We start from the raw sequence: 21,147 nt of genomic DNA, 5'->3' as shown, positions 1-21,147 counted from the left end.
ATGCCGTGCTCGCGCAGGCGCGGTCGTGGCGACGCCAACGTCAAGACCGGGTCAATTCAGCCCGATGCGACGGATCAGCATCATTTTCACGCCCTGCGCCAGCAGCATGTAAACCACGAGTATGCCAATCAGATAGAGCCAGTACAGATGCGGCAGGGCGGCGAATCCGAACAACCCGGCCAGTGGCGAAATCGGCAAGAGAATACCGAGCAAGCAGAAGCCCAGCGTGCTGACCAGCAACGGCAGGCTGGGATTGGACTGCAGGAACGGCACGCGCGCGGTGCGGATCACGTACACGATCAGCGTCTGCGACAGCAAGGACTCAACGAACCAGCCGGTCTGGAACAGCACCGGATGCTGCGAGAGGCCGAGAAAAAACCACATCACGCCGAAAGTGACGTAATCGAACAGGGAACTGACCGGGCCGAACACGAACATGTAACGCGCGATGTTGCCCATCTCCCAGCGCCGCGGCGTGGCGACGAAATCATCGTCCACGTTGTCGGTGGCAATAGTGGTCATCGACAAGTCGTACATCAGGTTGTTGATCAGCAACTGGATCGGCGCCATCGGCAGGAACGGCAGCAGAGCACTGGCGCCAATCACGCTGAACACATTGCCGAAGTTGGAGCTGGCCGTCATCTTGATGTACTTGAGAATGTTGCCAAACACGCGGCGACCTTCCTGCACGCCCTCCTCCAGCACGGTCAGGCTTTTTTCCAGCAGGATGATGTCGGCCGACTCCTTGGCGATGTCCACGGCGCTGTCCACCGAGATGCCGACATCGGCGGCGCGCAGCGCCGGACCATCGTTGATGCCGTCGCCGAGAAAACCCACCACGTGGCCTTGCGCGCGCAGCGCCTCGATCACGCGCACCTTCTGCTGCGGATTGAGGCGCGCGAACAACTGCGTCTCGGACAGCGCGGCGGTCAACTGCGCGTCGTCCAGCGCGTCCAGCTCGGGGCCGGTGAGCACGTGTTCGAGGTCGATGCCGACGTGACGGCAGACATGGCGCGCGACCACGTCGTTGTCGCCGGTGAGGATTTTCACCGCGATGCCGTGCTGGGTCAGCGCGGCGATGGCTTCGGCGGCGCTCTCCTTGGGCGGATCGAGGAACGCCATGAAACCGAACAGGGTCAGTTCGCGCTCGTCCTCGCGCGCATACTGGCTGCGCGGCGGCGTCATCTCGCGCATGCCCACGGCGATCACGCGAAAACCGTCGGCGTTGAGATCGTGCGCGACTTGGCGCACCTCGGCCTGGCGGTCGGCATCGAACTCAAGCGGACCCTGCGCGGTCTGCACGTGCGTGCACATCGCCAGCATCTCGGCCACCGCGCCCTTGCTGATCAGCATGTGGCGACCCTCCATGTCACGCACCACCACGGACATGCGTCGGCGCTCGAAATCGAACGGCATCTCGTCGACCAGCGCGAACTCTGCGGCGAGGCGCTGGGTCTGCTCGGGGTCCACCGCGGTCAGCACGGCGTTGTCGAGCAGGTTGCGCAAGCCGGTCTGATAGTGGCTGTTGAGGAAGGCCAGCTCCAGCACGCGCGCATCATCACCGCCCGCGGCATCGACATGGCGCTCGAGAATCACCTTGTCCTGGGTGAGCGTGCCGGTCTTGTCGGTGCACAGCACGTCGATGGCGCCGAAATTCTGGATCGCCGGCAGGCGCTTGACGATGACATCCTTGCGCGCCATCGCCAGCGCGCCCTTGGCGAGATTGAAGGTGACGATGGCTGGCAGCATTTCCGGCGTCAAGCCGACCGCGACCGCGATCGAGAACATCAACGCCTCCAGCCAGTCGTCCTTGAGCACGCCGTTGATCAGGAACACCAGCGGCACCATCACCGCGATGAAACGCAGCATCAGGCCGACGAAACGGCGCAGACCGCGGTCAAAGCTGGTCGATGGCGCGCGCGGCGTGGCCAGCGCACTGGCCAGCGCGCCGAAAGTAGTGTCGCGTCCGGTCGCGACCACCAGGCCCAGCGCGCTGCCGCTGATCACGTTCGAGCCCATGAAACACAGGTTGCGTGACTCCATCGGCGCGCTGCATTGCGCATCGGGACCGGAGAACTTTTCCACCGGCATCGATTCACCGGTGAGGCTGGACTGGTTGATGAACAAATCCTTGGCCGCGAGCAGGCGCAGATCGGCGGGGATCATGTCGCCCGCGGCGAGATGCACCACATCGCCCGGCACCAGATCCTCGATCGGCAACTCACCACGACCGTTGGCATGCTGACGCCGGCGCACCAGCGCGGTGTTGCTGACCATGCTGCGCAGCGCCGCGACCGCTCGCGAGGATTTGCTCTCCTGCACGTAGCCCACGATCACCGCCACCGCGACCATCACCGTCATGATGCTGGCGCCAACGGGATCGGATGTCAGGATCGAAACCACCGCCAGTGCCAGCAGCAGCAGATTGAGCGGATTGACCACGCGCCGCGCGATCTCGACAAACCACGGTGTCCTGGCTTCACTACCGACGATGTTGCGCCCGAAAGTCTCCAGGCGCGCCTCGACCTGCTCGGCGTCGAGGCCCTCGATGCGGCTGTCGCCGGCGGCCAGCGCGGCGTCGACTTCCAGCCGCGCCAGTTCCAGCAGGTGCCGCGCCTGAGCCTGGCTCTGCGCTGAGGAGGACTTGCCTCGCGCGCCGTTGCGCTCAGGGATCAGACCGAGCAAAGACCACTTTGCAAACATGCTGCCTCCGCATACGCAAACACGCGGCTGCAACACAGCCGCGCTACGGAGTCGTCAGGATTTTGACTCCGCCATGACTCATCCCGTGCGGGAGGGCGGGCGGAAACCGGCTCAATCGCGCGGGGACAACAACAGGAAAGTGAGCCGATTACCAGGATCCACGCGTGTGAACGCTCTGCTACCAAGGCGCGCGAAGTTTAGCGACGCGCGCCAGTACGAGGCAACGACGGCGATGCGGCAGCGTTCAGTCGCGCCTGCAGCGCGGCGAGGAACTGCGGCGGCAACTGCGCGCGCACCGGCAGCGCCCACCAATGCGGATGCGCGAGGGCAGCGCACTTGACCGCGTCCTTTTCGGTCATCAGCAGCGGCAGCGTGGCGTCATCAAAGGCAAAATCCGCGCGCGTATAGGCGTGATGGTCGGCGAAGGCGTGCTCGCGCACGCGATAGCCCAGCGCACGCAGTGAGACGAAAAAGCGCGTCGGATCGCCAATGCCGGCGACGGCATGCACCTCGGCGCCGGGCGCTGGCGGCGGCGCAGTCGTGACGGGGACCAGCGCACGCGGTGCGCCCGGCTGCAACGACATCGGCACTTCGCCCGGCCGCGCCACGCCACCATTGCACACCACGAAATCGACGCTGACCAGCCGCGCGAGCGGCTCGCGCAGCGGGCCGGCTGGCAGCAGACGTCCGTTGCCGAAACGACGCACGCCGTCGATCACGCAAATCTCGATGTCGCGCCCCAGCGCGCGGTGCTGCAGGCCATCGTCGCCGAGGATCACGTCCACGCCCAGCGGCAGCAGCAGGCGCGCGGCATCCGCGCGATGCGCGCCTACCGCCACCGGCACTTGTCCCAGACGCTGCAGCAGCACTGGCTCATCGCCCACGCGCAGCGCGCTGTCAGCGGTCGTGACCAGGTCCGGCTCGCGCTGCGTGCCGCCGTAGCCGCGACTGACCACGCCAGGGTGCCAGCCGGCCGCGCGCAGCGCCTCGATCAGGGCCAGCGTCAGCGGTGTCTTGCCGCTGCCGCCCACCGTGAGATTGCCGATCACGATCACCGGCACCGGCAGGTGTTGTACGCGGCGCAAACCAATCGCGTAACGCGCGCGATCGATCAGGCGCAGCAGGCGATACAGCGGCACCAGCACCCGTGCCCAGCGCGGTACCGGCTGCATGCCATGCCAGAATGTCGGGGCCTGCCCGCGCGGCACGGCTCAGTCGCCGCGCGGTGCGCTGAATTGCATCCGATGCAACAGTGCGTAAGCGCCGTCCGCGCGCGTCAGCAATTCCTCGTGACTGCCCTGCTCCAGTACCCGGCCCTGATCGAGCACGATGATGCGGTGCGCGTGCTCGACGGTGGACAGGCGATGCGCGATGACCAGCGTGGTGCGGTCCCGCATCAGCCGCGTCAACGCTTCCTGGATCAGCCGCTCGGACTCGGTATCCAGCGCGCTGGTGGCCTCGTCCAGAATCAGGATTGGCGCGTTCTTCAAGATCGCGCGCGCGATGGCGATACGCTGACGCTGGCCGCCGGAGACCATGAAACCGCGCTGCCCGATTGGACTATGCAAACCGCGCGGCATCTGCGAGATGAAATCCCAGGCGTTGGCCGCGCGCGCCGCGGCGATGATGTCTTCCTCGCGCGCGCCCGCCATCTCGCCATAGGCGATGTTCTCGGCCACGCTGCCATTGAAGATCACCACGTCCTGGCCGACCCAACTGATTTGGCGGCGCAGGCTGGCCAACTGATACTCGCCCAGCGCATGGTTGTCGATAAGAATGCTGCCGGATTCGGGTTCGTAGAAGCGCGGAATCAGGTGCGCCACCGTGGTCTTGCCGCTGCCCGAACGCCCCACCACGGCGGTGACCTTGCCGGCCGCACAAGTGAAGCTGGCCGCGCGCAGCGCCGGCGGCGTGCCGGGCGCGTAGCGCATGGTGACATCGCGAAACTCGATGCCTTGCTGCAAGCCCTGCAGCGGGCGTGCGCCTGGGTCGGGCTCGCACGGCTCATCGAGCACTGCAAACACATCCTGCGCGGCGGCGATACCCCGCTGCAGCAGCGACTGCACGTTGGTCATGCGCTTCAGCGGGGGCAGGATCCCGGCCATCGCAATGAAGATCGACATGAACTTGCCCGGCGTCATGCTATTCAAGAAGGCGGGGCGTGTGGCCGTGAACACGATGCCGGCCAACGCCGAAGCGGCAAGGAGCTGCACCAGCGCGGTGGAGATCGCATTGGTCGCGCTGATCTTCACATTGAGCAAGCGGTTGTTGTCAGCAACCGCGTGAAAGCGACCGGACTCGTACTTTTGTCCGCCGTAAATGCGCACCTCGCGCCATGCGCTGACGATTTCATCGACCACGCCGGTGATGTTGCCCATCGATCTCTGCAATCCGCGGCTGATGAGTCGATAGCGCTTGCTGACGAAATACACCACCGCCGCGATCGTCGGTACCATCACCAGCAGCACCAGGGTCAATCGCCAACTGTTCCACAGCATCACCCCGACCAGCGCCATGACGGTGAGACTGTCGATGATCGACACGCGCACGGCCTCGGTAGTCGCTTGTGCTAGTTGATCCGCGGTATAGGTGATGCGTGCAACCTGATGTCCCGAAGCCTCGCGTCCGAAAAATACCGCAGGCAGCGCCAGATAACGGCCGAGCACCTGCTCGCGCATGGTTTGCACCACGCCGCGGCCGATATAGGCCATGCCGTAACTGGTGACAAAGGTGGCCACCGCGCGCAGCAGAAAGATCGCCACGATGATGATCGGCAGCCAGAAGATGGCTTCTTCGCTGCGGGTAATGAAAACCTTGTCGATGAGTGGCCGCACCAAGAATGCGAATGCGCCCAGCGCAGCCGCATCGATCACCATGCCCAGAACAACCACAAACGCCACCGGGCGGTAAGGCCGGAGATAGCCGAGCAGGCGCCGATAAGTAGGCCACGCGGTGGCCTTGCTGGATTCTTGCCGCGCCATTCAGTGCGCGCCTTGGCGCGGCGTGGTGGCCAGCGCCAGATGGCTGAAGCCAAGGCGACCCAGCGCATCCATGGCGGTCACCACCGACTGGTTGGGCGATTCGGCGTCGGCGCGCAGGATCACGCTGCGCGAACGGTTGCTGCCCACGGCCTCGACGATGGCCTGCTGCAGCGCGCGCTCGCCCTCGCCCTGCACCGGCGTGTTGCCGATGGCGTAATGACCGGCGCGATCGATCACGATCACCAGCGCATCCGCGCTGGGTGCGCTGGGCGTGGCGCTGGACGTGGGCAGGCTGACCTTCATGTGCGTCTGCTGCACGAAGGTCGTGGTCAGCACGAAGAACATCAGCAAGGTCAGCAGCACGTCGATCAGGGAGATCACGTTGATCTCGAAATCGTCGTGGCGGCGCGCCGCGGTGATGCGCATCGCTTAGCGCTCCGCCGGTGCGGGCATGGCACGCGGTCGCGCGTCGGGCCTGGCGGGCGCGTGCGTGGCGCTGGCTGCCGCAGTGGGCGACGGCGTGACCGCAGGCGGCGCGCCGGGTGAGTCGAGTTCATCGAGCAGACGCGCGGCTTCCTGCTCCATGCTCACCGCGTAGCCATCGATGCGGCTGCGGAAATAGCGATGAAACACGTACGCCGGGATCGCCACCACCAGACCGGTGGCGGTGCAAATCAGCGCCTCGCCGATGCCGCCGGCCATCTTGGTCGGATCGCCGGCGCCATGCACCATCACCGCCAGAAACATCCTGATCAGGCCGATGACCGTGCCCAGCAGGCCCAGCAGCGGCGCGATCAGCGCGATCGTGCCCAGGGTATTGAGATAACGCCCCATGCGATGCACGACGTGACGCCCGGTGTCCTCCAGGCGCTCCTTGATCAGCTCGCGCGGCTTGCCGCGCACGCGCACCGCCGCGGCCAGCAACTGGCCCAGCGGCGAGCCAGCGGCCAGCGCGTCGATGTGCGCCGGATCCAGTTTGCTGGCGCGCGCCCACACGCGCACCTGCGCGCCCAGATCGGGCGGCAGCACGGCGCCACGACGCAGCGTCCAGAACCGCTCGAGGATGATGGCCAGGGCCAGCGCCGAGGTCAGCAGGATCGGCAGCATCGGCCAGCCGCCGGCAATCAGGATATCGAACACGCTCGCGGTTCTCGCGCAACAACAGGCGGGCCGGATGATAGCAGCGCGGCGCGGCGCTTCCGTGGCGGGCCGCTCACTCGCGCCACCAGCGCGGCGCCTGTTCGCGGCCCAGCGTCAGGCGCGGGCCGTTGCCGCGCATGTCCACGCGCAGGGCGCCATGATCCGCGGTGTTGAACAAGGGCACGCCGCGTGCTTGCAGACGCGCCAGCACGTCCGCATGCGGATGTCCGTAGCTGCTGCGGTAACCCGCCGATACCAGCGCCAGACGCGGGCGCAATGCGTCCAGCAGCATATCGCTGCTGCTGAATCGACTGCCGTGGTGCGCCAGCAGCAACACCAACGGCTGCGCGCCGGCCTGATGATTCGCGGCCCAATCCCGGGCCACGGCGCGCTCGCTGCGCGCGCCAATATCGCCGCTCAGCAGCAGCGTGCCGCCGCGACCGCGCACCGCCAGCACGCACGAGGATTCGTTGCCGCTGACGGCATCGCCAATCCCCGGGTGCAGCACGCTGAACTCGACCCCATCCCAGTACCAGCGTTGGCCGCGTACGCACGGCAACAGCGGCAGCCCAGTGCGTTCGGGCTCGCTGCCCTGCAGCAGCGTGGCGGGATATGCCGCCAGCACGGCTGCCGCGCCACCGGCATGATCGGCATCACCGTGGCCCAGCAGCAGGCGATCGAGGTGACGCACACCCAGCGCCTGCAGGCTGGGCACTACCGCGGCCTCGCCCAGATCGAAACCCGAGCGATAGCGCGGCCCGGCGTCATACAACAGCGCATGTCGCGCGGTGCGCACCAGCACCGCCGAGCCCTGCCCCACATCCAGCACCCATGCCTGAAACTCACCCGCTGCGGGGCGCTGTTGCTGCGGCCACAGCAGCGGCAACAGCAGCGGCAACCCGAGCAGTCGCGCCGGCACGCCGCGCGGCGCCAGCACCCACAGCACGCCAACGCAAGCCAGCATGAATGCGGCCGCGCCCGCCCACGGCAGCCACGCCAGCGCCCACGGCCAGGCCGCCATGTGCTGCAGCAGATCCCACTGCGCACGCATCAACCACGCGGCGAACCGCGTCGCCGCCACGCCACCGGGCAGGCCTGCCACCAGCATCAGGCTGGCCAGCAGGGTCAGCGGCACGATCACGAAGCCCATCAGCGGCACCGCCACCAGATTGGCCAGTGGGCCCACGCGCGAGGCCTGGCCAAACAGCAGCACGGTCAGCGGCAGCAGCGCCAACGCCATCACGCCCTGCGCCAGCCCCAACTCGGCCAGCCACGCGCGCCAGCCGCGCCCCGGCTGCAGCGCGTACACCAGCAGCGCCACCCCGGCGAAGGACAGCCAGAAGCCGGCGCCCAGCACGGCCAGTGGATCGAACAGCAGCACCGCGAGCAGCGCCAGCGCCAGTGTCTGCATGCCGCCCACGCCACGCCGACGCGTGCTCGCCCAGGCCACCACGGCGATCATCAGCAGCGTACGTACTGTGGGCAGGCCATAGCCGGCCAGCGCGCCATAGGCCCAGGCCGCGCCCAACGCCACCGGTGCAGCCAGCACGCGCCGCGGCCAACGCAGCAACACCTGCGGCCACAGCCAGGTGAACGCGTAGACCAGCAACGCGCCAGCGATGCCGGCCAAGCCGACATGCAGCCCCGAGATCGCGATCAGATGGCCGACGCCGGTGGCGCGCAGCACGCGCCAGTGCGCCTCGCTCAAGCCGCGCTGATCGCCCACCGCCAGCGCCTGCAGCAGCGGCGTGGCGGCATCGCTCGCTGGCAGTGCGGTGGCGATGGCGCGAGCGATGCGCGCACGCAGCGCATCGACACACGGTGCCGACGTACCCAAACTGCGCGCCGTGCTTGCACCGCGCACGTAGCCGGTGGCGATCAGCCCGTTGAGTGCCGCCTGACGTTCGCTGTCGTAACCGCCCGGATTGACCTGCCCGTGCGGGCGCTTGAACCGTGCCGTCAACTGCCAGCGCTGACACGGCGCCAGTACCGGTGTGGCACCGAACCAGCTCAATCGCACCTGCCCGCGCAGCGCCAGGGGCTGGCCGTCGCGGCTGGCGCGCTCCAGTGCGAAATCGAAACGTTGCGCATCGGCACCGGCTTCGGGCAGACCGACGACACGACCCTCGATGCGCAAATCCTGTCCCTGCAAGGCCGGCGGCAGGCGCGCATGCAACACCTGCGTGGCCATGCCGGCAGTCCAGGCGAAAGCCAGCAGCAGCACGCCGATCAAGCGCAGTCGCGCAATGCGCAGCAGCAGCACCAGCGCCAGCAGTGCGCAGGCCAGCAACATCCACGGCGGCGGCAAGCGCGGCAACAGCGCCGCACCGACCACGCCGGTCAGAGCCGCCAGGGCATGCGTGGCGCCGATACCACCGCTGTGCTGCGTCCGCGCCCAGCGCGCCCATGCGCCCCATGTGCAACACCAAGCCGCGCGGGCGGCTGCCATCGTCGTGATCCGTGCGACGCGGGTGCCTCCCTGCAGCATGGCGCTAGTCCGTGCGTGTTTCGGCGAGGCGTCCGCCGCTCATTTCCAGCACGCGGTCCATGTGCGCGGCGAGGCGACTGTCGTGCGTGGCCAGCACCAGCGCCGTGCCCGATTCGCGATTCAACTCCAGCATCAGCTCGTACACGCCGCGCGCGGTGCGCTCGTCGAGATTGCCGGTGGGCTCGTCGCCGAGCACGCACAACGGCTTGGTGACCAGCGCGCGCGCCACCGCGCAGCGCTGACGCTCGCCGCCGGACAACTCGCCCGGCTTGTGCTGCAGGCGATGCCCCAGACCCACGCGCTGCAGCAGCGCCGCGGCCTGATCGCGCGCATCGCTGACCGCGTTGCCGCGAATCAGCAGCGGAAACGCGACGTTCTCCAGCGCGCTGAACTCGGGCAGCAGATGGTGGAACTGGTAGATGAAACCCAGCGCCTCGTTGCGCAGGCGCCCGCGCGCGGCATCGCCCAGCGCGGAAAACTTGCGCCCAGCCAGCACCACTTCGCCGGAAGTGGGCGTGTCCAGTCCGCCGAGCAGGTGCAGCAGCGTGCTCTTGCCCGCGCCCGAGGCGCCGATCACGGCGACACTCTCGCCGCGGCGCACGACTAAATCGATGCCCAGCAGCACTTCGGCGCGAAGCTTGCCATCCTGGTACGTCTTGGTCAGGCCTTCGGCACGCAGCACGGCATCCACGACCGTGCCCTGGATGGCTGTTGCCGAGTCCCGAGTCCCGAGTCCCGAGTCCCGAGTGAGATCATTCATAGCGCAGTGCCTCCGCCGGCTGCGTGCGCGAGGCGCGCCACGCCGGATACAGCGTGGCCAGCACTGAGAACACGAACGCCAGCAGCGCGATCCAACCCACGTCGCGCCATTCCAGGCGCGAGGGCAGATTGCTGATGTAGTACACGTCCGGCGACAGGAACTGCACGTGGAATAGGGTCTGGATGCCGTCCACGATCGCCGGCAGGTTGATCGCCAGCAACACGCCGCCGAGCACACCCAGACCGATGCCGATCAGGCCGCTGATCATGCCCTGCACCACGAACACGCCCATCACCGTGCGCGGCGCGGCGCCCATGGTACGCAGGATGGCGATGTCGGCCTGCTTGTCGGTGACCAGCATCACCAGCGTCGAGACCAGATTGAACGCCGCCACCGCGACGATCAGCGAAAGAATGATGAACATGACTTTCTTCTCCATGGCGATGGCCTTGAAGAAGTTGGAGTGGCTGTCCATCCACGTCGACACCGCGTACAGCCCGCCCAGTTTTTGCGCAAGCTCGCGGCCAACCTGGTAGGCAAGAAAGGGATGATCCAACTTCAGGCGGATGCCGGTGGGCCCGGATTGCTGGTACAGCTTCTGCGCGTCCTGCATGTTGATCTCGGCCAGCCCGGCGTCGTACTGCTCGATACCCGCACCGAAGATGCCGCTGACGGTAAAGCTGCGCAGGCGCGGGATCGCGCCGATTGGCGTGGCGGTGATCTCAGGCACGAACACCACCACGTGATCGCCCACGGTCACACCCAGGTTCAAGGCCAGGTCGCGCCCCAGCACGATGTTCCAACTGCCCGGGGTCAAGCTGGATAGGCTGCCCTGTACCATGCGCTGACCGATGCTGGTGACCTTGTTTTCATACGCCGGCTCGATACCGCGGATCACCGCGCCCTGCGAACGCTGGCCGCGCAGATACGCCTCGTGTTCGACGTATGGCGCCGCGGCGATCACATGCGGCATGGCCTCGGCCACGCGTACCGCGTGCGGCCAGTCGCGCACGCTTCCGTCCACGCCGGAAATCGTGGTCTCGGCGACCATGCCGAGGATGCGGTCACGCAGCTCGTGGTCGAAACCGTTCATCACCGAGATCACCGCGATCAGCGCGGTCACGCCCACCGCGATGCCCAGCATCGACACCAGCGAGATAAAGGAGATGAAGCGGTTGCGGCGCTTGGCGCGCGTGTAGCGCAAGCCGATGAACAGACTCAGAGGACGAAACATGGACGGCTCATCGGAGTATCTCGGAGGATGCGGAAAATTGCGCCGGCAGGGCGCGCAGCGTGCACCAAGCCCGCGGCGCCGACAAGCGCGGCGCGGCCTCAGCGCGTGTGGGCATGCGCCGACAGCAGCATGCGCAGACGCCGGTGCTGCACTTCGTCGAGATTGTCCGGCAGCAGCCACAGCGTGACGGCATGCGGGCGCGGGCCATCGCTCCAGGCGAGGCGCAGCATCAGCAACGGGCCGAACACGCGCGTATGGCGCAACTGCGCCGGCTCGGCATCTTCACCGCGCCAGATGCGCGCGGCATCGCGGCTCAACTCGAAGCCGCTGATTGGCGGCCTCAGCAAACGCCTTGCAGCGACCGCAGCCAGCACCACAATCAGCCCGATACCGGTGCCGCGCAGCGACCCGGGAATATCCGCCAGCAGCAGCGACAGCACGGCCAGCGACGCAATCAGCGCCAGCGCCAGCAGCAGGCTGGGCGATGCGCGCAACTCAATGCGCAGCGCGGGCGCGGAAATCATCGATCAGCGCCTGCCAGTCGCACCGCGGTACCGGGCTGCGGCCCGTGCACCACGCCCACAAATCCGGGTCCTGCTGCTCGAGCAGTTCGGCGAACGCCGCGCGTTGCGACGCGCTCGCGCTGAGCCAATGCGCATCCAGCCAGCCGCCAAGCAGCACGTCCAGCTCGCGCATGCCGCGCCGACAGCGCCAGCGCAGGCGCCCGAGTTGCGCAGCGTCGGCCACCGCATCACCCACCTCAGCCGCGCCGCGCGACGATGAGCTTCTTGATCTCGGCGATGGCCAGCGCCGGGTTGAGGCCCTTGGGACAGGTGCGCGTGCAATTCATGATGGTGTGGCAGCGGTACAGGCGGAATGGGTCTTCCAGTTCGTCCAGACGCGTGCCCGTGTCCTCGTCGCGGCTGTCCACGATCCAGCGGTAGGCCTGCAGCAAGATGGCCGGACCGAGGTAACGGTCGCCGTTCCACCAGTAGCTCGGACACGAGGTGCTGCAGCACGCGCACAGAATGCACTCGTACAAACCATCGAGCTGCTTGCGATCCTCGGGCGATTGCAGACGCTCACGGTCCGGCGCCGCGCTTTCGGTGCGCAACCATGGCCGCACCGCGGCGTGCTGGGCATAGAAGTGGGTGAGGTCCGGAACCAGATCCTTGACCACCGGCATGTGCGGCAGCGGGTAGATGCTGATGTCGCCCTTGCACTCATCCAGACCTGTGGTGCAGGCCAGTGTGTTGACGCCGTTGATGTTCATCGCGCAGGAGCCGCAGATGCCCTCGCGACAGGAACGGCGCAGGGTCAGCGTGGCATCGATCTCGTTTTTGATCTTGAGCAGCGCGTCCAGCACCATCGGGCAGTTGGACACGTCGAGATCGAAGCTGTCCAGGCGCGGGTTCTGGCCATCGTCCGGCGTCCAGCGATAAATGCGGAAGGTGCGCACATTCTTCGCGCCACCTGGCGCGGGATGGTGCGTGCCCTTCTGCACCTTGGAGTTCTTCGGCAGGGAGAATTCGGCCATGACTACGATTCCTTGATTGAGCAGGTTGCGGGTGTTTTCACGCCCTGCCGGCGACTCAGTAGACGCGCTTTTTCGGCGGCACCACGTCCACATCCTTGCTCATCGTGTACATGTGCACCGGGCGATAGTCGAAGCGCGATTTGCCAGCGGCGTCCACCCACACCAGCGTGTGCTTTTGCCAGTTGGCGTCATCACGATCTGGGAAATCCTCGCGCGCGTGCCCGCCACGGCTCTCGGTGCGCTGCGCGGCGGAATGCATGGTCGCCACCGCCTGGCCGAGCAGGTTGGACAGCTCCAGCGTTTCCACCAGGTCCGAGTTCCACACCAACGAGCGATCACTGACGCCGACATCGGCAAAATTGTCGTTGACGCGACTGATGTTGGCGCAGCCTTCCTTGAGCGTCTCGCCAGTGCGGAATACCGCCGCGTCGCGCTGCATGGTGCGCTGCATGTCAACGCGCAGCTTGGCGGTGGGCGTGGCGCCCTTGGCGTGGCGCAGGCCGTCGAAGCGTGCCAGCGCGGTATCCAGCCTGCTGGCCGGCAGATCGGGATGCGGCGTATGCGGCCCGATCAGTTCAGCACAGCGGTTGGCCGCGGCGCGGCCGAACACGACCAGATCCAGTAGCGAGTTCGAGCCCAGGCGGTTGGCGCCATGCACCGACACGCAGGCCGCCTCGCCGATGGCGAACAGGCCCGGAACCACGGCGTCGTTGTCGTCGCCTTTCCTCTGCACGACCTCACCATGGAAGTTGGTGGGAATGCCGCCCATGTTGTAGTGCGCGGTCGGCAGCACCGGGATCGGCTGCTTGGTCACATCGACGCCGGAAAAGATGCGCGCCGTTTCGGCGATGCCGGGCAGGCGCTCGTGGATCACATCGGCACCCAGGTGCTGCAGGTTCAGGTGCATGTGATCCTTGTGCTCGCCGATGCCGCGGCCCTCGCGAATCTCGATCGTCATGGCGCGGCTGACCACATCGCGCGAGGCCAGATCCTTGGCGCTGGGCGCGTAGCGCTCCATGAAGCGCTCGCCCTTGCTGTTGGTCAGATAGCCGCCCTCGCCGCGCACGCCCTCGGTGATCAGGCAGCCCGCGCCATAAATTCCGGTGGGATGGAACTGCACGAACTCCATGTCCTGCAGCGCGAGGCCCGCGCGCAGCACCATGCCGCCGCCATCGCCGGTGCAGGTGTGGGCCGAGGTGCAGGAAAAATAGGTGCGGCCATAGCCGCCGGTGGCCAGCACCACGGCGTGACCGCGGAACAGGTGCAGCGTGCCGTCGTTCAGATCCCAGGCCAGCACGCCGCGGCACACGCCTTCGCTGTCGAACACCAGATCCAGCGCGAAGTACTCGACGAAGAACTGCGCCTGATGCTTCAGCGCCTGCTGGTACAGCGTGTGCAGCATGGCGTGGCCGGTGCGGTCGGCAGCGGCGCAGGTACGCTGCGCGGTGCCCTTGCCGTAATGCGTGGTCATGCCGCCGAACGGACGCTGATAGATCTTGCCGTCCTCGGTGCGCGAGAACGGAACACCATAATGCTCCAGCTCGATCACCGCGGGAATGGCCTCGCGACACATGTACTCGACGGCGTCCTGGTCGGCCAGCCAGTCGGAACCCTTGATGGTGTCGTAGAAATGAAAGCGCCAGTCGTCCTCGCCCATGTTGCCCAGCGCCGAGGCGATGCCACCCTGCGCCGCCACGGTGTGCGAGCGCGTTGGAAATACCTTGCTGATGCAGGCCGTGTTCAAACCCTTGGCGGCCATGCCAAATGTGGCGCGCAGCCCCGAACCCCCGGCGCCGACGACGACGACATCGAACTGGTGTTGCTGGATCTTGTAGCTTTCCATGGTCTCAACGTCCCAAAGCGATGCGCAGCACGGCGAGCGCCGCCAGCAACGCGGCCAGCACGGCGTAGAAGCGCACCGCGATCTGCAGCACGACCCCGAGCCAGCGCGTGTGCACGTAATCCTCGATCACCACCTGCAGCCCCAACTGCATGTGCCAGAACAACGCGATGCTGAACACCAGCATCAGCACGGCATTGAGTGGATCGGCCAGCGCCGCGCGCACGGACGTGTAGTCGCCATGCATCAGCATCAGCACCAGCGCCATGAACCACAGTCCGAGAAAAAACAGCGCCACCGCGGTGATGCGCTGCCGCCACCAGTGATTCACGCCCTCCTTGGCCGAACCCAGTCCGAGGGCATGCTGCAGCGGATTGCGCAGGTCGTTCATGGCGCACCTCCGGCCAGCGCGATCCAGGCCCAGGCCAGAATCGTCAGCAGCAGCGACAGCAGCACCACGATCCAGCTATTGCGCACGAACACCGGCTTGGCGAAGCCGAAGCCGGCGTCCTGCAGCAGATGGCGCACGCCGTTGCACAAGTGATAGGCAAAGGCCCATGTCCAGCCAATCAGCAGTATCTGCAGCAGGGGCATAGCCAGAAATGATCGATAGGCCGCGAAGGCCGCGCTTCCGTCCGCCAGCGTCAGCAGCCCGCCCAGCAGCAGCAGCGTACCCACGGCAAGCGCGATGCCGGTCGCGCGATGCAGGATCGAGGAGACCATCTGCACTTGCCAGCGATAAATACCGAGGTGCGGAGAAAGCGGGCGTCGCAAATGATCCATGGCGGGTTCCTGGCGAGGGATCGATTGAGTGCAGACTTAAAGAACAGATCAAAAATCGATGCAGCGGCCGTTCTTCTCCCAATCGCCGTAACGCGTGGGATCCAGCGGCGGGCGCGACACAGGGGGGGCTGACGATGGGGTCTGCGGCGGCGAGGGCTTGCCGTGAAGATCGGGCTCGGGCGCAGTTGCAGAACGTGGCGGATGGGAGTCAGACATAAATTTCAAGAGACAAGGATATAACCTTGCCCCACCTTGGCTCAAGCTCAAGCGTGAATTTTCGCGCTATCCGTGCATGCAAAACGTGTTTTCCGAAGCGCCACGCGAGGCTGCGGTTCTGCATTTGCAGGGCGCCGATGCCGAGCGTTTCACGCACGCGCAATTCGCCTCGGACGTGCGTGCGCTGCCAGTGCAGCGCTGGCAATGGAGCGCATGGCTCGATGCACAGGGTCGCGTGCATGCACTGCTGCAACTGGCACGCATCGCGGACACGCACTTCCTCGCGCTGCTGCGTGGCGGTGATGCACACGCATTGGCCACTGCACTCGGCCGTTTCCTGTTGCGCGACAAGCTGCGACTGACGGCACAGCAGATGCGATTACTGCCCGGCGCAGCGCTCGCCATGAACGAAGTGCAGTTGCAGGAACACGCGATTGTCCTGGGCATGGACACGTACAGTTGGATGCTGAGCGATGCGCAGGCCGGATCCGCGCCGCCGTCCAACACCACTGAGGATGCGCCGCGCGCAACTGTCTGGCTGCACGAACTGCGCGCCGGCTGGCCGTGGTTACCCGATGCCGCGCTGGATGCGCTGTTGCCGCCTGCGCTGGGGCTGGAACATCTCGGCGCCGTGCGCTTCGACAAGGGCTGCTATCCCGGGCAGGAAATCGCCGCGCGCCTGCACTTTCGCGGCGGCAACAAGCGCGAATTGGTGCGCCTGCGTGGCACCACACACGCAATCGAAGAACTGTTGCGCACCACGCCCGAGGCGTTGCAAGTTTTGCTCATGCACCGCGACCGTGCCGACGACAGCATCGAGATGCTCGGCGTCTTGAACACCAGCAGCGCTGCTGCAAGCGCCTACACAGCGCTGATCGTCGCGCGCTATCCGGCCTGACGCGCAGCGCGCGCAAGCGCGGCGTGCGCGTCAGGCACAACCCTCGAAACTGAACGAGATCACCTGGGCACTTGCGCAAGACCCGCGCGATCCGTACCTTGCGCCAGCCTTTCCGGGACAGCGGCATCACAGCCGCGGTCCTGCGCGCGGCGATCCGGAAGCTCCGCATCGCAGCGTGCATGGCCTGCATAAGGCCACCGACACGCCCGCCTGCATCACGCAGGCGTCGGGCGCGGCGCCCAAGGCGCCCCCGACACTCGGCCGCACCCGCTGGTGCTGGCCTGTACCCCATGTGCGACACCGCGACTGAACGCGATGCCGTTGACGGAAGCCCGGGACGAGCGGGCTTCCTCCCCATGCGTGCGCCGCAATCACGGGCGCCCACCAAGGAGTCGTGCGATGAAACTCGCCTGGTTGTTGTGGATGGCGTCGTGGATGGCGCCCGTTGCGCCGCATCTGGCCAGCCAGACTTGTCTGGCGACCACGGTGTATCTGGAAGCCCGTGGCGAACCGCAAATCGGTCAGGCCGCGGTCGCCGAAGTTGCCTTGCGTCGTCGCGAGATGGGGCTATGGGGCAAGCATGTGTGCGAGGTCGTCACCGCACCGAAGCAGTTCGCGCCGAGCCTGGTGCCACCCGGCACGTCGCTGGACAACCTGCAGTCGTGGCAACTCGCATGGAATATCGCCGGCGAGGCGCTGCACACGTGGTCGCTACCGCGCGACAAGCGTCGCTACGTGGTGCCGCACGCGATGAGTTTTTACAGCGCGGATATTCCGGCACCGTCCTGGGCCACGGGATCACCGCTGGCGGTGATCGGCGACCACCGTTTCTACGCGGTGAATTGAGCCACCGAGAGAGACGCCACGCCCAGCGCAGCGTTGCGGCATGAGCGGATCACGCGGCGCGTGATCCGCGCGCATGCGGTTCAGTGCTCGCCGCGCCAACGCGGATACACGCGACCGTCGTGGATGACCACCGCATCGCCAGGGCGCACATTCGGATATTGGCGCTGGATCAAGCTCACGTCGCGACCATCACTCATGCGCATCCAGATGCGCCATGCCGGCACCTGATTGCCGTTCTGCTGCGACATGGCGTTGCCCACCGCGCCACCGGCCACCGCACCGACGATCGTCGTCGCGGCGCGTCCGCGTCCATGCCCCAACTGATTGCCCAACGCACCGCCGATCACCGCCCCCAGCACGGTGCCCAGCGTGCTGTCGTTCTTTTCGACGTAGACCTGCTCGACGTGCTGCACCACGCCGCAATCCGCGCACACTTGCCCTTGCGCGTAGCCCTGCGGACCGTAGCCATTGCGGTAAGGCTGCTGCGCGCAACCGGCCAGGCCCACACCCAGCGCTGCGACCATCATCAGGCTTGCCACTGTTTGCATACGCACACGCATGATCGACTCCTCGAACACTTGACCGGGGTATCGCAGCCTGCGCGCGCCGTGCGCGCCTACCGTCCCCTCACCGAATTGCAGCAATGCCTGACTGAATCCAAGCTTAGAGGATGACATGCGTGGCGCCCTGCCGCACCTGTCACGCATGTCCATCACGTCGCGGCACGTATGGCTGTGCAAAGTGTCTTATCGTCGCGCCATGCCGCGCCTGATCGACAGCCACAGCCATCTTGATGCCCGCGAATTCGACGCTGATCGCGCGCACGTGCTGACGCGCGCCACCGCCGCAGGGGTGATCGCGCAGATCGTGCCGGCAATCACCGCCGCGAGCTGGCCCGCACTGCGTGTACTGTGCGCCGCGCAGCCGTCGCTGCATCCGGCCTATGGCTTGCACCCGATGTTTCTCGCCGCGCACGAACCACGGCATCTGGATGCGCTCGAAGTGCTGCTCGCCAGTGGCGCGCATTGCGTGGCCGTGGGCGAATGCGGACTGGACTATTTCATGCCCGGTCTCGACCGCGCACGACAGCAGTTTTTTTTCGATGCGCAACTCGCCATCGCCGTGCAGCGACATCTGCCGGTGATCGTGCATGCACGTCGCGCGCTGGATGCCGTGCTCGCCAGCCTGCGTCGCCACCCCGGTCTGCGCGGCGTGGTGCACAGCTTCTCCGGCAGCGCGCAGCAAGCGGCGCAACTGTGGGATCGCGGCTTCATGCTCGGCATCGGCGGTCCGGTGACCCATGCACGCGCGCAACGCCTGCGTGGCATCGTCGCGCGCATGCCGCTGCAGTACCTGCTGCTGGAAACCGACAGCCCCGATCAACCCGACAACGACTGGCGCGGACAGCGCAACGAACCGGCGCGCCTGCCGCGCATCCTTGAGGAAATCGCCGCGCTGCGCGGACAAGACCCGGAAGAACTCGCCGCCGCCACGCGTGACAACGCCTGCCGTCTGTTCGGCTTGTCCAGCGATCCGCGCTGAGCACCGCACTTGACGACACGTCAACACAATGTTGAAAATTATTTCACCAGTGAAATTTAGGCCGGTGAATCAATGGCGTTGCTCACCGAATTCTCTACCATCCACAACGGTATTGGAGGTGTGTGTAAGCCGGAACCCCAGAAAATTCTGTCACGCCATGGGACAGGCACTCCCATTGCGTGTGGTTTAAGCTCTCGTACTCGTCCATCGGCGGATTCTCCTCTCGTGTGCTTGGCGGCTCACAAGCTGCAGTTTCACCGATGGACTCCAGCAAACGTCAAATTTCTACTGCCTCTCCGGGAGCCGGGGGAACTCCCTATTGGTTAACAGCTTCTTCTTGCTGATCATCGTTGTGGCATACCCCGTGCGGCCGGCCACCCTACTCTCGCGAGCGTTTCGATCAGCGTGGTGCGCTGGACGCCGGAATTGCGCCCCACAGCCGCCTTGGACATGCCGTGCTTCCAGCGCGGCGATGACTGCCTCCAGCTTCTCACCGGTGATCGCAGGAGGCCGGCCGCCATGTCGGCCGTGCCGTTTGGCGGCAGCAAGCCCGGCAATTGCCCTTTCTCGGGTCAGGACACGTTCATACTGTGCGAGCGCGCCGAACACGTGGAACAGCAGTTCACCCGATTGCGTTGTGGTGTCCATGCCTTCGGTCAAAGATCGGAACGCGACATGTCGCTCACGCAACGTATTGACGATGGTCAGCAGCTACGACAGCGATCGGCCGAGCCGATCCAGCTTCCAGACAACCAGCACGCCGCCAGATTGAACGAACGCCAGCACCAAGGCCAGGCCAGCGCGATCATCCTTGGCGCCAGATGCGCGATCCTCGAACAGGTTGGGCGCAGCGACGCCAGCGGCCAGCAGCGCATCGTGCTGTACGCAGGGCCTTTTGTTGATCGGGGTCGAAGAATACGCGCACGTAGACGACAAGCATGTGCGGAAAACCAGCGGCTCAATAATTTTCCTATGCTATACCATAGCCGTATCGTTTTCCGCGCAATATTTCGCGGCGTGTACGAACGATTTTGGCGACTGAACGGCGCCTGTCGTAAAGCAGCTGTCCCCCGACAATCCGGGTATGCGTGACGGAATTTTCTGAGGTTCCGGCTTACACTCCCTAGCTGGAAATCCTACGCAAGCAGGGCCGCCGACCGGCCGCACGTCTTGGCCCAATCTTTTCAGATGGTAAAGCTCCGCAGCCCACGCTGGAATAACAGTACCCCTCGTGAATAGTTACACGATAATTACGTGATAAACATCAGTCGTCAAATCGGGACTCCTGGCACTTGATGCAGTCTTCCGCGCACATCTGGCCCATCGTGGAGTGATAACAGATGCTGGGTGTTAACCGGATAAACAAGGTAGAATTCATGATGAAAAGAAATATTCCGAAGCATATTGGATTCATCCCGGATGGGAACCGCCGATGGGCCACAAGTCAAGGCCTACGGAAAGAAGCTGGATATGCTCACGGCGTGAACCCTGGGCTACTGCTGTTCGAGAGATGCAAAGAGTATGGAATCAGCGAAGTGTCTATCTACGGGTTTACCCAGGACAACACTAAGCGTGTCGCAATCCAGACGGTGGCATTCAGAGAGGCATGCGTTAAATTTGCCTTTGAAATTGCACGGCGCGGCGCGGCGTTACTTGTTGTCGGTGATGAGACATCGGTACAATTTCCCGATGAATTAAGGGAATTCCGGCAGCGCCACGGTTCTGGGATGAAAGTGAATTTTCTTGTCAACTATGGCTGGGAATGGGATTTGGCTGGCCTTGTTTGTGGCTGCCTGCGCTCAAGTGACGTTTCACGCATAGATCTGATCGTGCGTTGGGGAGGAGGGCGGAGACTAAGTGGTTTTCTTCCCGTTCAATCTGTATATGCGGATTTCTATATCAGAGATGAATATTGGCCTGATTTTGATATAAAACATATAGATACAGCGCTCGATTGGTATAACAAGCAGGACAGAACACTTGGAGGCTAAGTAATACCACATTAATCGCTTCTTACGCAATGACTTGACATGACTGGCATAATTCTTCTAGGGATGGTCTGAACAAGTCGCCAGCAAGTGTCCCGTCGTCGACTTGAGCGTTATGCACGTGCCAGGCGCACCGCAACACTCCATTTTGCACGTCCCGATGTCGACTTCACCGTTCTCTGCCTGCCGCG

General features: G+C 65.3%; 22 protein-coding genes. 5 read left to right on the top strand and 17 right to left on the bottom strand.

The genetic code is table 11. The annotated features are described in order from the left end of the window. Positions 1–51 precede the first annotated feature (51 nt). The 15 genes from mgtA to ACYDAT_RS07370 all read right to left on the bottom strand — a co-directional run bounded on the left by mgtA (position 52) and on the right by ACYDAT_RS07370 (position 15,682). Complete coding sequence (gene mgtA / locus ACYDAT_RS07440) at positions 52–2,703, bottom strand: magnesium-translocating P-type ATPase (RefSeq protein ID WP_461449326.1); 2,652 nt, start codon at positions 2,701–2,703, stop codon at positions 52–54. Between the two features lie 197 nt (positions 2,704–2,900). Next, positions 2,901–3,875, bottom strand: coding sequence for a tetraacyldisaccharide 4'-kinase (gene lpxK, locus ACYDAT_RS07435; RefSeq protein WP_461449324.1), 975 nt, complete (start codon positions 3,873–3,875; stop codon positions 2,901–2,903). 39 nt (positions 3,876–3,914) lie between these two features. Then, positions 3,915–5,684 carry a lipid A export permease/ATP-binding protein MsbA gene (gene msbA, locus ACYDAT_RS07430; RefSeq protein WP_461449322.1) on the bottom strand — a complete coding sequence of 590 codons (1,770 nt, stop codon included), beginning with the start codon at positions 5,682–5,684 and terminating at the stop codon, positions 3,915–3,917. Then, positions 5,685–6,110 (bottom strand): ExbD/TolR family protein, encoded by a 426-nt coding sequence (locus ACYDAT_RS07425; protein ID WP_461438893.1) that lies wholly within the window; start codon positions 6,108–6,110, stop codon positions 5,685–5,687. Positions 6,111–6,113: 3 nt separating this feature from the next. Beyond that, positions 6,114–6,824 (bottom strand): MotA/TolQ/ExbB proton channel family protein, encoded by a 711-nt coding sequence (locus ACYDAT_RS07420; protein WP_461438892.1) that lies wholly within the window; start codon positions 6,822–6,824, stop codon positions 6,114–6,116. A 73-nt stretch (positions 6,825–6,897) separates the two neighbouring features. Beyond that, a complete protein-coding gene (locus ACYDAT_RS07415) occupies positions 6,898–9,273 on the bottom strand; it encodes a DNA internalization-related competence protein ComEC/Rec2 (RefSeq protein ID WP_461449320.1) in 2,376 nt (791 codons plus the stop codon). A gap of 43 nt (positions 9,274–9,316) precedes the next feature. Then, on the bottom strand, positions 9,317–10,072 hold the full coding sequence (gene lolD, locus ACYDAT_RS07410; protein WP_461449318.1) for a lipoprotein-releasing ABC transporter ATP-binding protein LolD: 756 nt from the start codon (positions 10,070–10,072) through the stop codon (positions 9,317–9,319). Beyond that, complete coding sequence (locus ACYDAT_RS07405; RefSeq protein ID WP_461441358.1) at positions 10,065–11,306, bottom strand: lipoprotein-releasing ABC transporter permease subunit; 1,242 nt, start codon at positions 11,304–11,306, stop codon at positions 10,065–10,067. Before ACYDAT_RS07405 ends, lolD begins: the two co-directional genes overlap by 8 nt. A 98-nt stretch (positions 11,307–11,404) precedes the next feature. Further along, positions 11,405–11,830, bottom strand: a complete 426-nt coding sequence (locus tag ACYDAT_RS07400) for a protein YgfX (protein ID WP_461449316.1) — start codon at positions 11,828–11,830, stop codon at positions 11,405–11,407. After that, positions 11,802–12,053: an FAD assembly factor SdhE gene (locus tag ACYDAT_RS07395; protein WP_461449314.1), complete on the bottom strand. Its 252-nt coding sequence runs from the start codon at positions 12,051–12,053 to the stop codon at positions 11,802–11,804. The genes ACYDAT_RS07400 and ACYDAT_RS07395 overlap by 29 nt, the downstream gene beginning before the upstream one ends. A 13-nt stretch (positions 12,054–12,066) precedes the next feature. Continuing rightward, positions 12,067–12,843, bottom strand: coding sequence for a succinate dehydrogenase iron-sulfur subunit (locus tag ACYDAT_RS07390; RefSeq protein ID WP_461441360.1), 777 nt, complete (start codon positions 12,841–12,843; stop codon positions 12,067–12,069). A gap of 55 nt (positions 12,844–12,898) precedes the next feature. Then, the gene (sdhA, locus tag ACYDAT_RS07385; RefSeq protein ID WP_461449312.1) at positions 12,899–14,686 is read right to left on the bottom strand and encodes a succinate dehydrogenase flavoprotein subunit; all 1,788 of its coding nucleotides are present in this window, start codon (positions 14,684–14,686) and stop codon (positions 12,899–12,901) included. A gap of 4 nt (positions 14,687–14,690) precedes the next feature. Beyond that, complete coding sequence (sdhD, locus tag ACYDAT_RS07380) at positions 14,691–15,074, bottom strand: succinate dehydrogenase, hydrophobic membrane anchor protein (protein WP_461449310.1); 384 nt, start codon at positions 15,072–15,074, stop codon at positions 14,691–14,693. Continuing rightward, positions 15,071–15,466, bottom strand: a complete 396-nt coding sequence (gene sdhC, locus ACYDAT_RS07375; RefSeq protein ID WP_461449308.1) for a succinate dehydrogenase, cytochrome b556 subunit — start codon at positions 15,464–15,466, stop codon at positions 15,071–15,073. The genes sdhD and sdhC overlap by 4 nt, the downstream gene beginning before the upstream one ends. Positions 15,467–15,514: 48 nt before the next feature. Beyond that, positions 15,515–15,682: a DUF1674 domain-containing protein gene (locus ACYDAT_RS07370; protein ID WP_461438904.1), complete on the bottom strand. Its 168-nt coding sequence runs from the start codon at positions 15,680–15,682 to the stop codon at positions 15,515–15,517. A gap of 76 nt (positions 15,683–15,758) precedes the next feature. Here ACYDAT_RS07370 and ygfZ point away from each other — a divergent pair, with 76 nt between their 5' ends. After that, positions 15,759–16,580, top strand: a complete 822-nt coding sequence (gene ygfZ / locus ACYDAT_RS07365) for a CAF17-like 4Fe-4S cluster assembly/insertion protein YgfZ (RefSeq protein WP_461449306.1) — start codon at positions 15,759–15,761, stop codon at positions 16,578–16,580. Positions 16,581–16,979: 399 nt separating this feature from the next. Continuing rightward, positions 16,980–17,426, top strand: a complete 447-nt coding sequence (locus tag ACYDAT_RS07360; protein ID WP_461438881.1) for a cell wall hydrolase — start codon at positions 16,980–16,982, stop codon at positions 17,424–17,426. Between the two features lie 80 nt (positions 17,427–17,506). On the opposite strand, the gene ACYDAT_RS07355 is transcribed toward ACYDAT_RS07360, so the two are convergent. Next, complete coding sequence (locus ACYDAT_RS07355) at positions 17,507–17,986, bottom strand: outer membrane lipoprotein (protein ID WP_461438880.1); 480 nt, start codon at positions 17,984–17,986, stop codon at positions 17,507–17,509. Between the two features lie 199 nt (positions 17,987–18,185). On the opposite strand from ACYDAT_RS07355, the gene ACYDAT_RS07350 reads away from it, so the two are divergent. After that, a complete protein-coding gene (locus tag ACYDAT_RS07350) occupies positions 18,186–18,968 on the top strand; it encodes a TatD family hydrolase (protein WP_461449371.1) in 783 nt (260 codons plus the stop codon). A gap of 285 nt (positions 18,969–19,253) precedes the next feature. On the opposite strand, the gene ACYDAT_RS07345 is transcribed toward ACYDAT_RS07350, so the two are convergent. Continuing rightward, positions 19,254–19,628, bottom strand: coding sequence for a recombinase family protein (locus ACYDAT_RS07345; RefSeq protein WP_461449304.1), 375 nt, complete (start codon positions 19,626–19,628; stop codon positions 19,254–19,256). Between the two features lie 15 nt (positions 19,629–19,643). On the opposite strand from ACYDAT_RS07345, the gene ACYDAT_RS07340 reads away from it, so the two are divergent. Continuing rightward, positions 19,644–20,060 (top strand): hypothetical protein, encoded by a 417-nt coding sequence (locus tag ACYDAT_RS07340; protein ID WP_461449302.1) that lies wholly within the window; start codon positions 19,644–19,646, stop codon positions 20,058–20,060. Between the two features lie 248 nt (positions 20,061–20,308). Beyond that, positions 20,309–20,959 carry an undecaprenyl diphosphate synthase family protein gene (locus ACYDAT_RS07335; RefSeq protein WP_461449301.1) on the top strand — a complete coding sequence of 217 codons (651 nt, stop codon included), beginning with the start codon at positions 20,309–20,311 and terminating at the stop codon, positions 20,957–20,959. The last annotated feature ends 188 nt before the right edge of the window (positions 20,960–21,147 follow it).

It is taken from the genome of Metallibacterium sp. (genome assembly GCF_054637675.1).
The sequence above is the reverse complement of the archived record's forward strand: the minus strand, read 5'-3'. Positions and strand labels throughout refer to the sequence as shown.

Excerpts from the sequence above, each read along its gene's own strand:
- mgtA (WP_461449326.1), bottom strand. The coding sequence starts at position 2,703 with ATGTTTGCAAAGTGGTCTTTGCTCGGTCTGATCCCTGAGCGCAACGGC.
- lpxK (WP_461449324.1), bottom strand. The coding sequence starts at position 3,875 with ATGCAGCCGGTACCGCGCTGGGCACGGGTGCTGGTGCCGCTGTATCGC.
- msbA (WP_461449322.1), bottom strand. The coding sequence starts at position 5,684 with ATGGCGCGGCAAGAATCCAGCAAGGCCACCGCGTGGCCTACTTATCGG.
- ACYDAT_RS07425 (WP_461438893.1), bottom strand. The coding sequence starts at position 6,110 with ATGCGCATCACCGCGGCGCGCCGCCACGACGATTTCGAGATCAACGTG.
- ACYDAT_RS07415 (WP_461449320.1), bottom strand. The coding sequence starts at position 9,273 with ATGGCAGCCGCCCGCGCGGCTTGGTGTTGCACATGGGGCGCATGGGCG.
- lolD (WP_461449318.1), bottom strand. The coding sequence starts at position 10,072 with ATGAATGATCTCACTCGGGACTCGGGACTCGGGACTCGGGACTCGGCA.
- ACYDAT_RS07405 (WP_461441358.1), bottom strand. The coding sequence starts at position 11,306 with ATGTTTCGTCCTCTGAGTCTGTTCATCGGCTTGCGCTACACGCGCGCC.
- ACYDAT_RS07400 (WP_461449316.1), bottom strand. The coding sequence starts at position 11,830 with ATGATTTCCGCGCCCGCGCTGCGCATTGAGTTGCGCGCATCGCCCAGC.
- ACYDAT_RS07390 (WP_461441360.1), bottom strand. The coding sequence starts at position 12,843 with ATGGCCGAATTCTCCCTGCCGAAGAACTCCAAGGTGCAGAAGGGCACG.
- sdhA (WP_461449312.1), bottom strand. The coding sequence starts at position 14,686 with ATGGAAAGCTACAAGATCCAGCAACACCAGTTCGATGTCGTCGTCGTC.
- sdhD (WP_461449310.1), bottom strand. The coding sequence starts at position 15,074 with ATGAACGACCTGCGCAATCCGCTGCAGCATGCCCTCGGACTGGGTTCG.
- sdhC (WP_461449308.1), bottom strand. The coding sequence starts at position 15,466 with ATGGATCATTTGCGACGCCCGCTTTCTCCGCACCTCGGTATTTATCGC.
- ACYDAT_RS07370 (WP_461438904.1), bottom strand. The coding sequence starts at position 15,682 with ATGTCTGACTCCCATCCGCCACGTTCTGCAACTGCGCCCGAGCCCGAT.
- ygfZ (WP_461449306.1), top strand. The coding sequence starts at position 15,759 with ATGCAAAACGTGTTTTCCGAAGCGCCACGCGAGGCTGCGGTTCTGCAT.
- ACYDAT_RS07360 (WP_461438881.1), top strand. The coding sequence starts at position 16,980 with ATGAAACTCGCCTGGTTGTTGTGGATGGCGTCGTGGATGGCGCCCGTT.
- ACYDAT_RS07355 (WP_461438880.1), bottom strand. The coding sequence starts at position 17,986 with ATGCGTGTGCGTATGCAAACAGTGGCAAGCCTGATGATGGTCGCAGCG.
- ACYDAT_RS07350 (WP_461449371.1), top strand. The coding sequence starts at position 18,186 with ATGCCGCGCCTGATCGACAGCCACAGCCATCTTGATGCCCGCGAATTC.
- ACYDAT_RS07340 (WP_461449302.1), top strand. The coding sequence starts at position 19,644 with ATGTCGCTCACGCAACGTATTGACGATGGTCAGCAGCTACGACAGCGA.
- ACYDAT_RS07335 (WP_461449301.1), top strand. The coding sequence starts at position 20,309 with ATGCTGGGTGTTAACCGGATAAACAAGGTAGAATTCATGATGAAAAGA.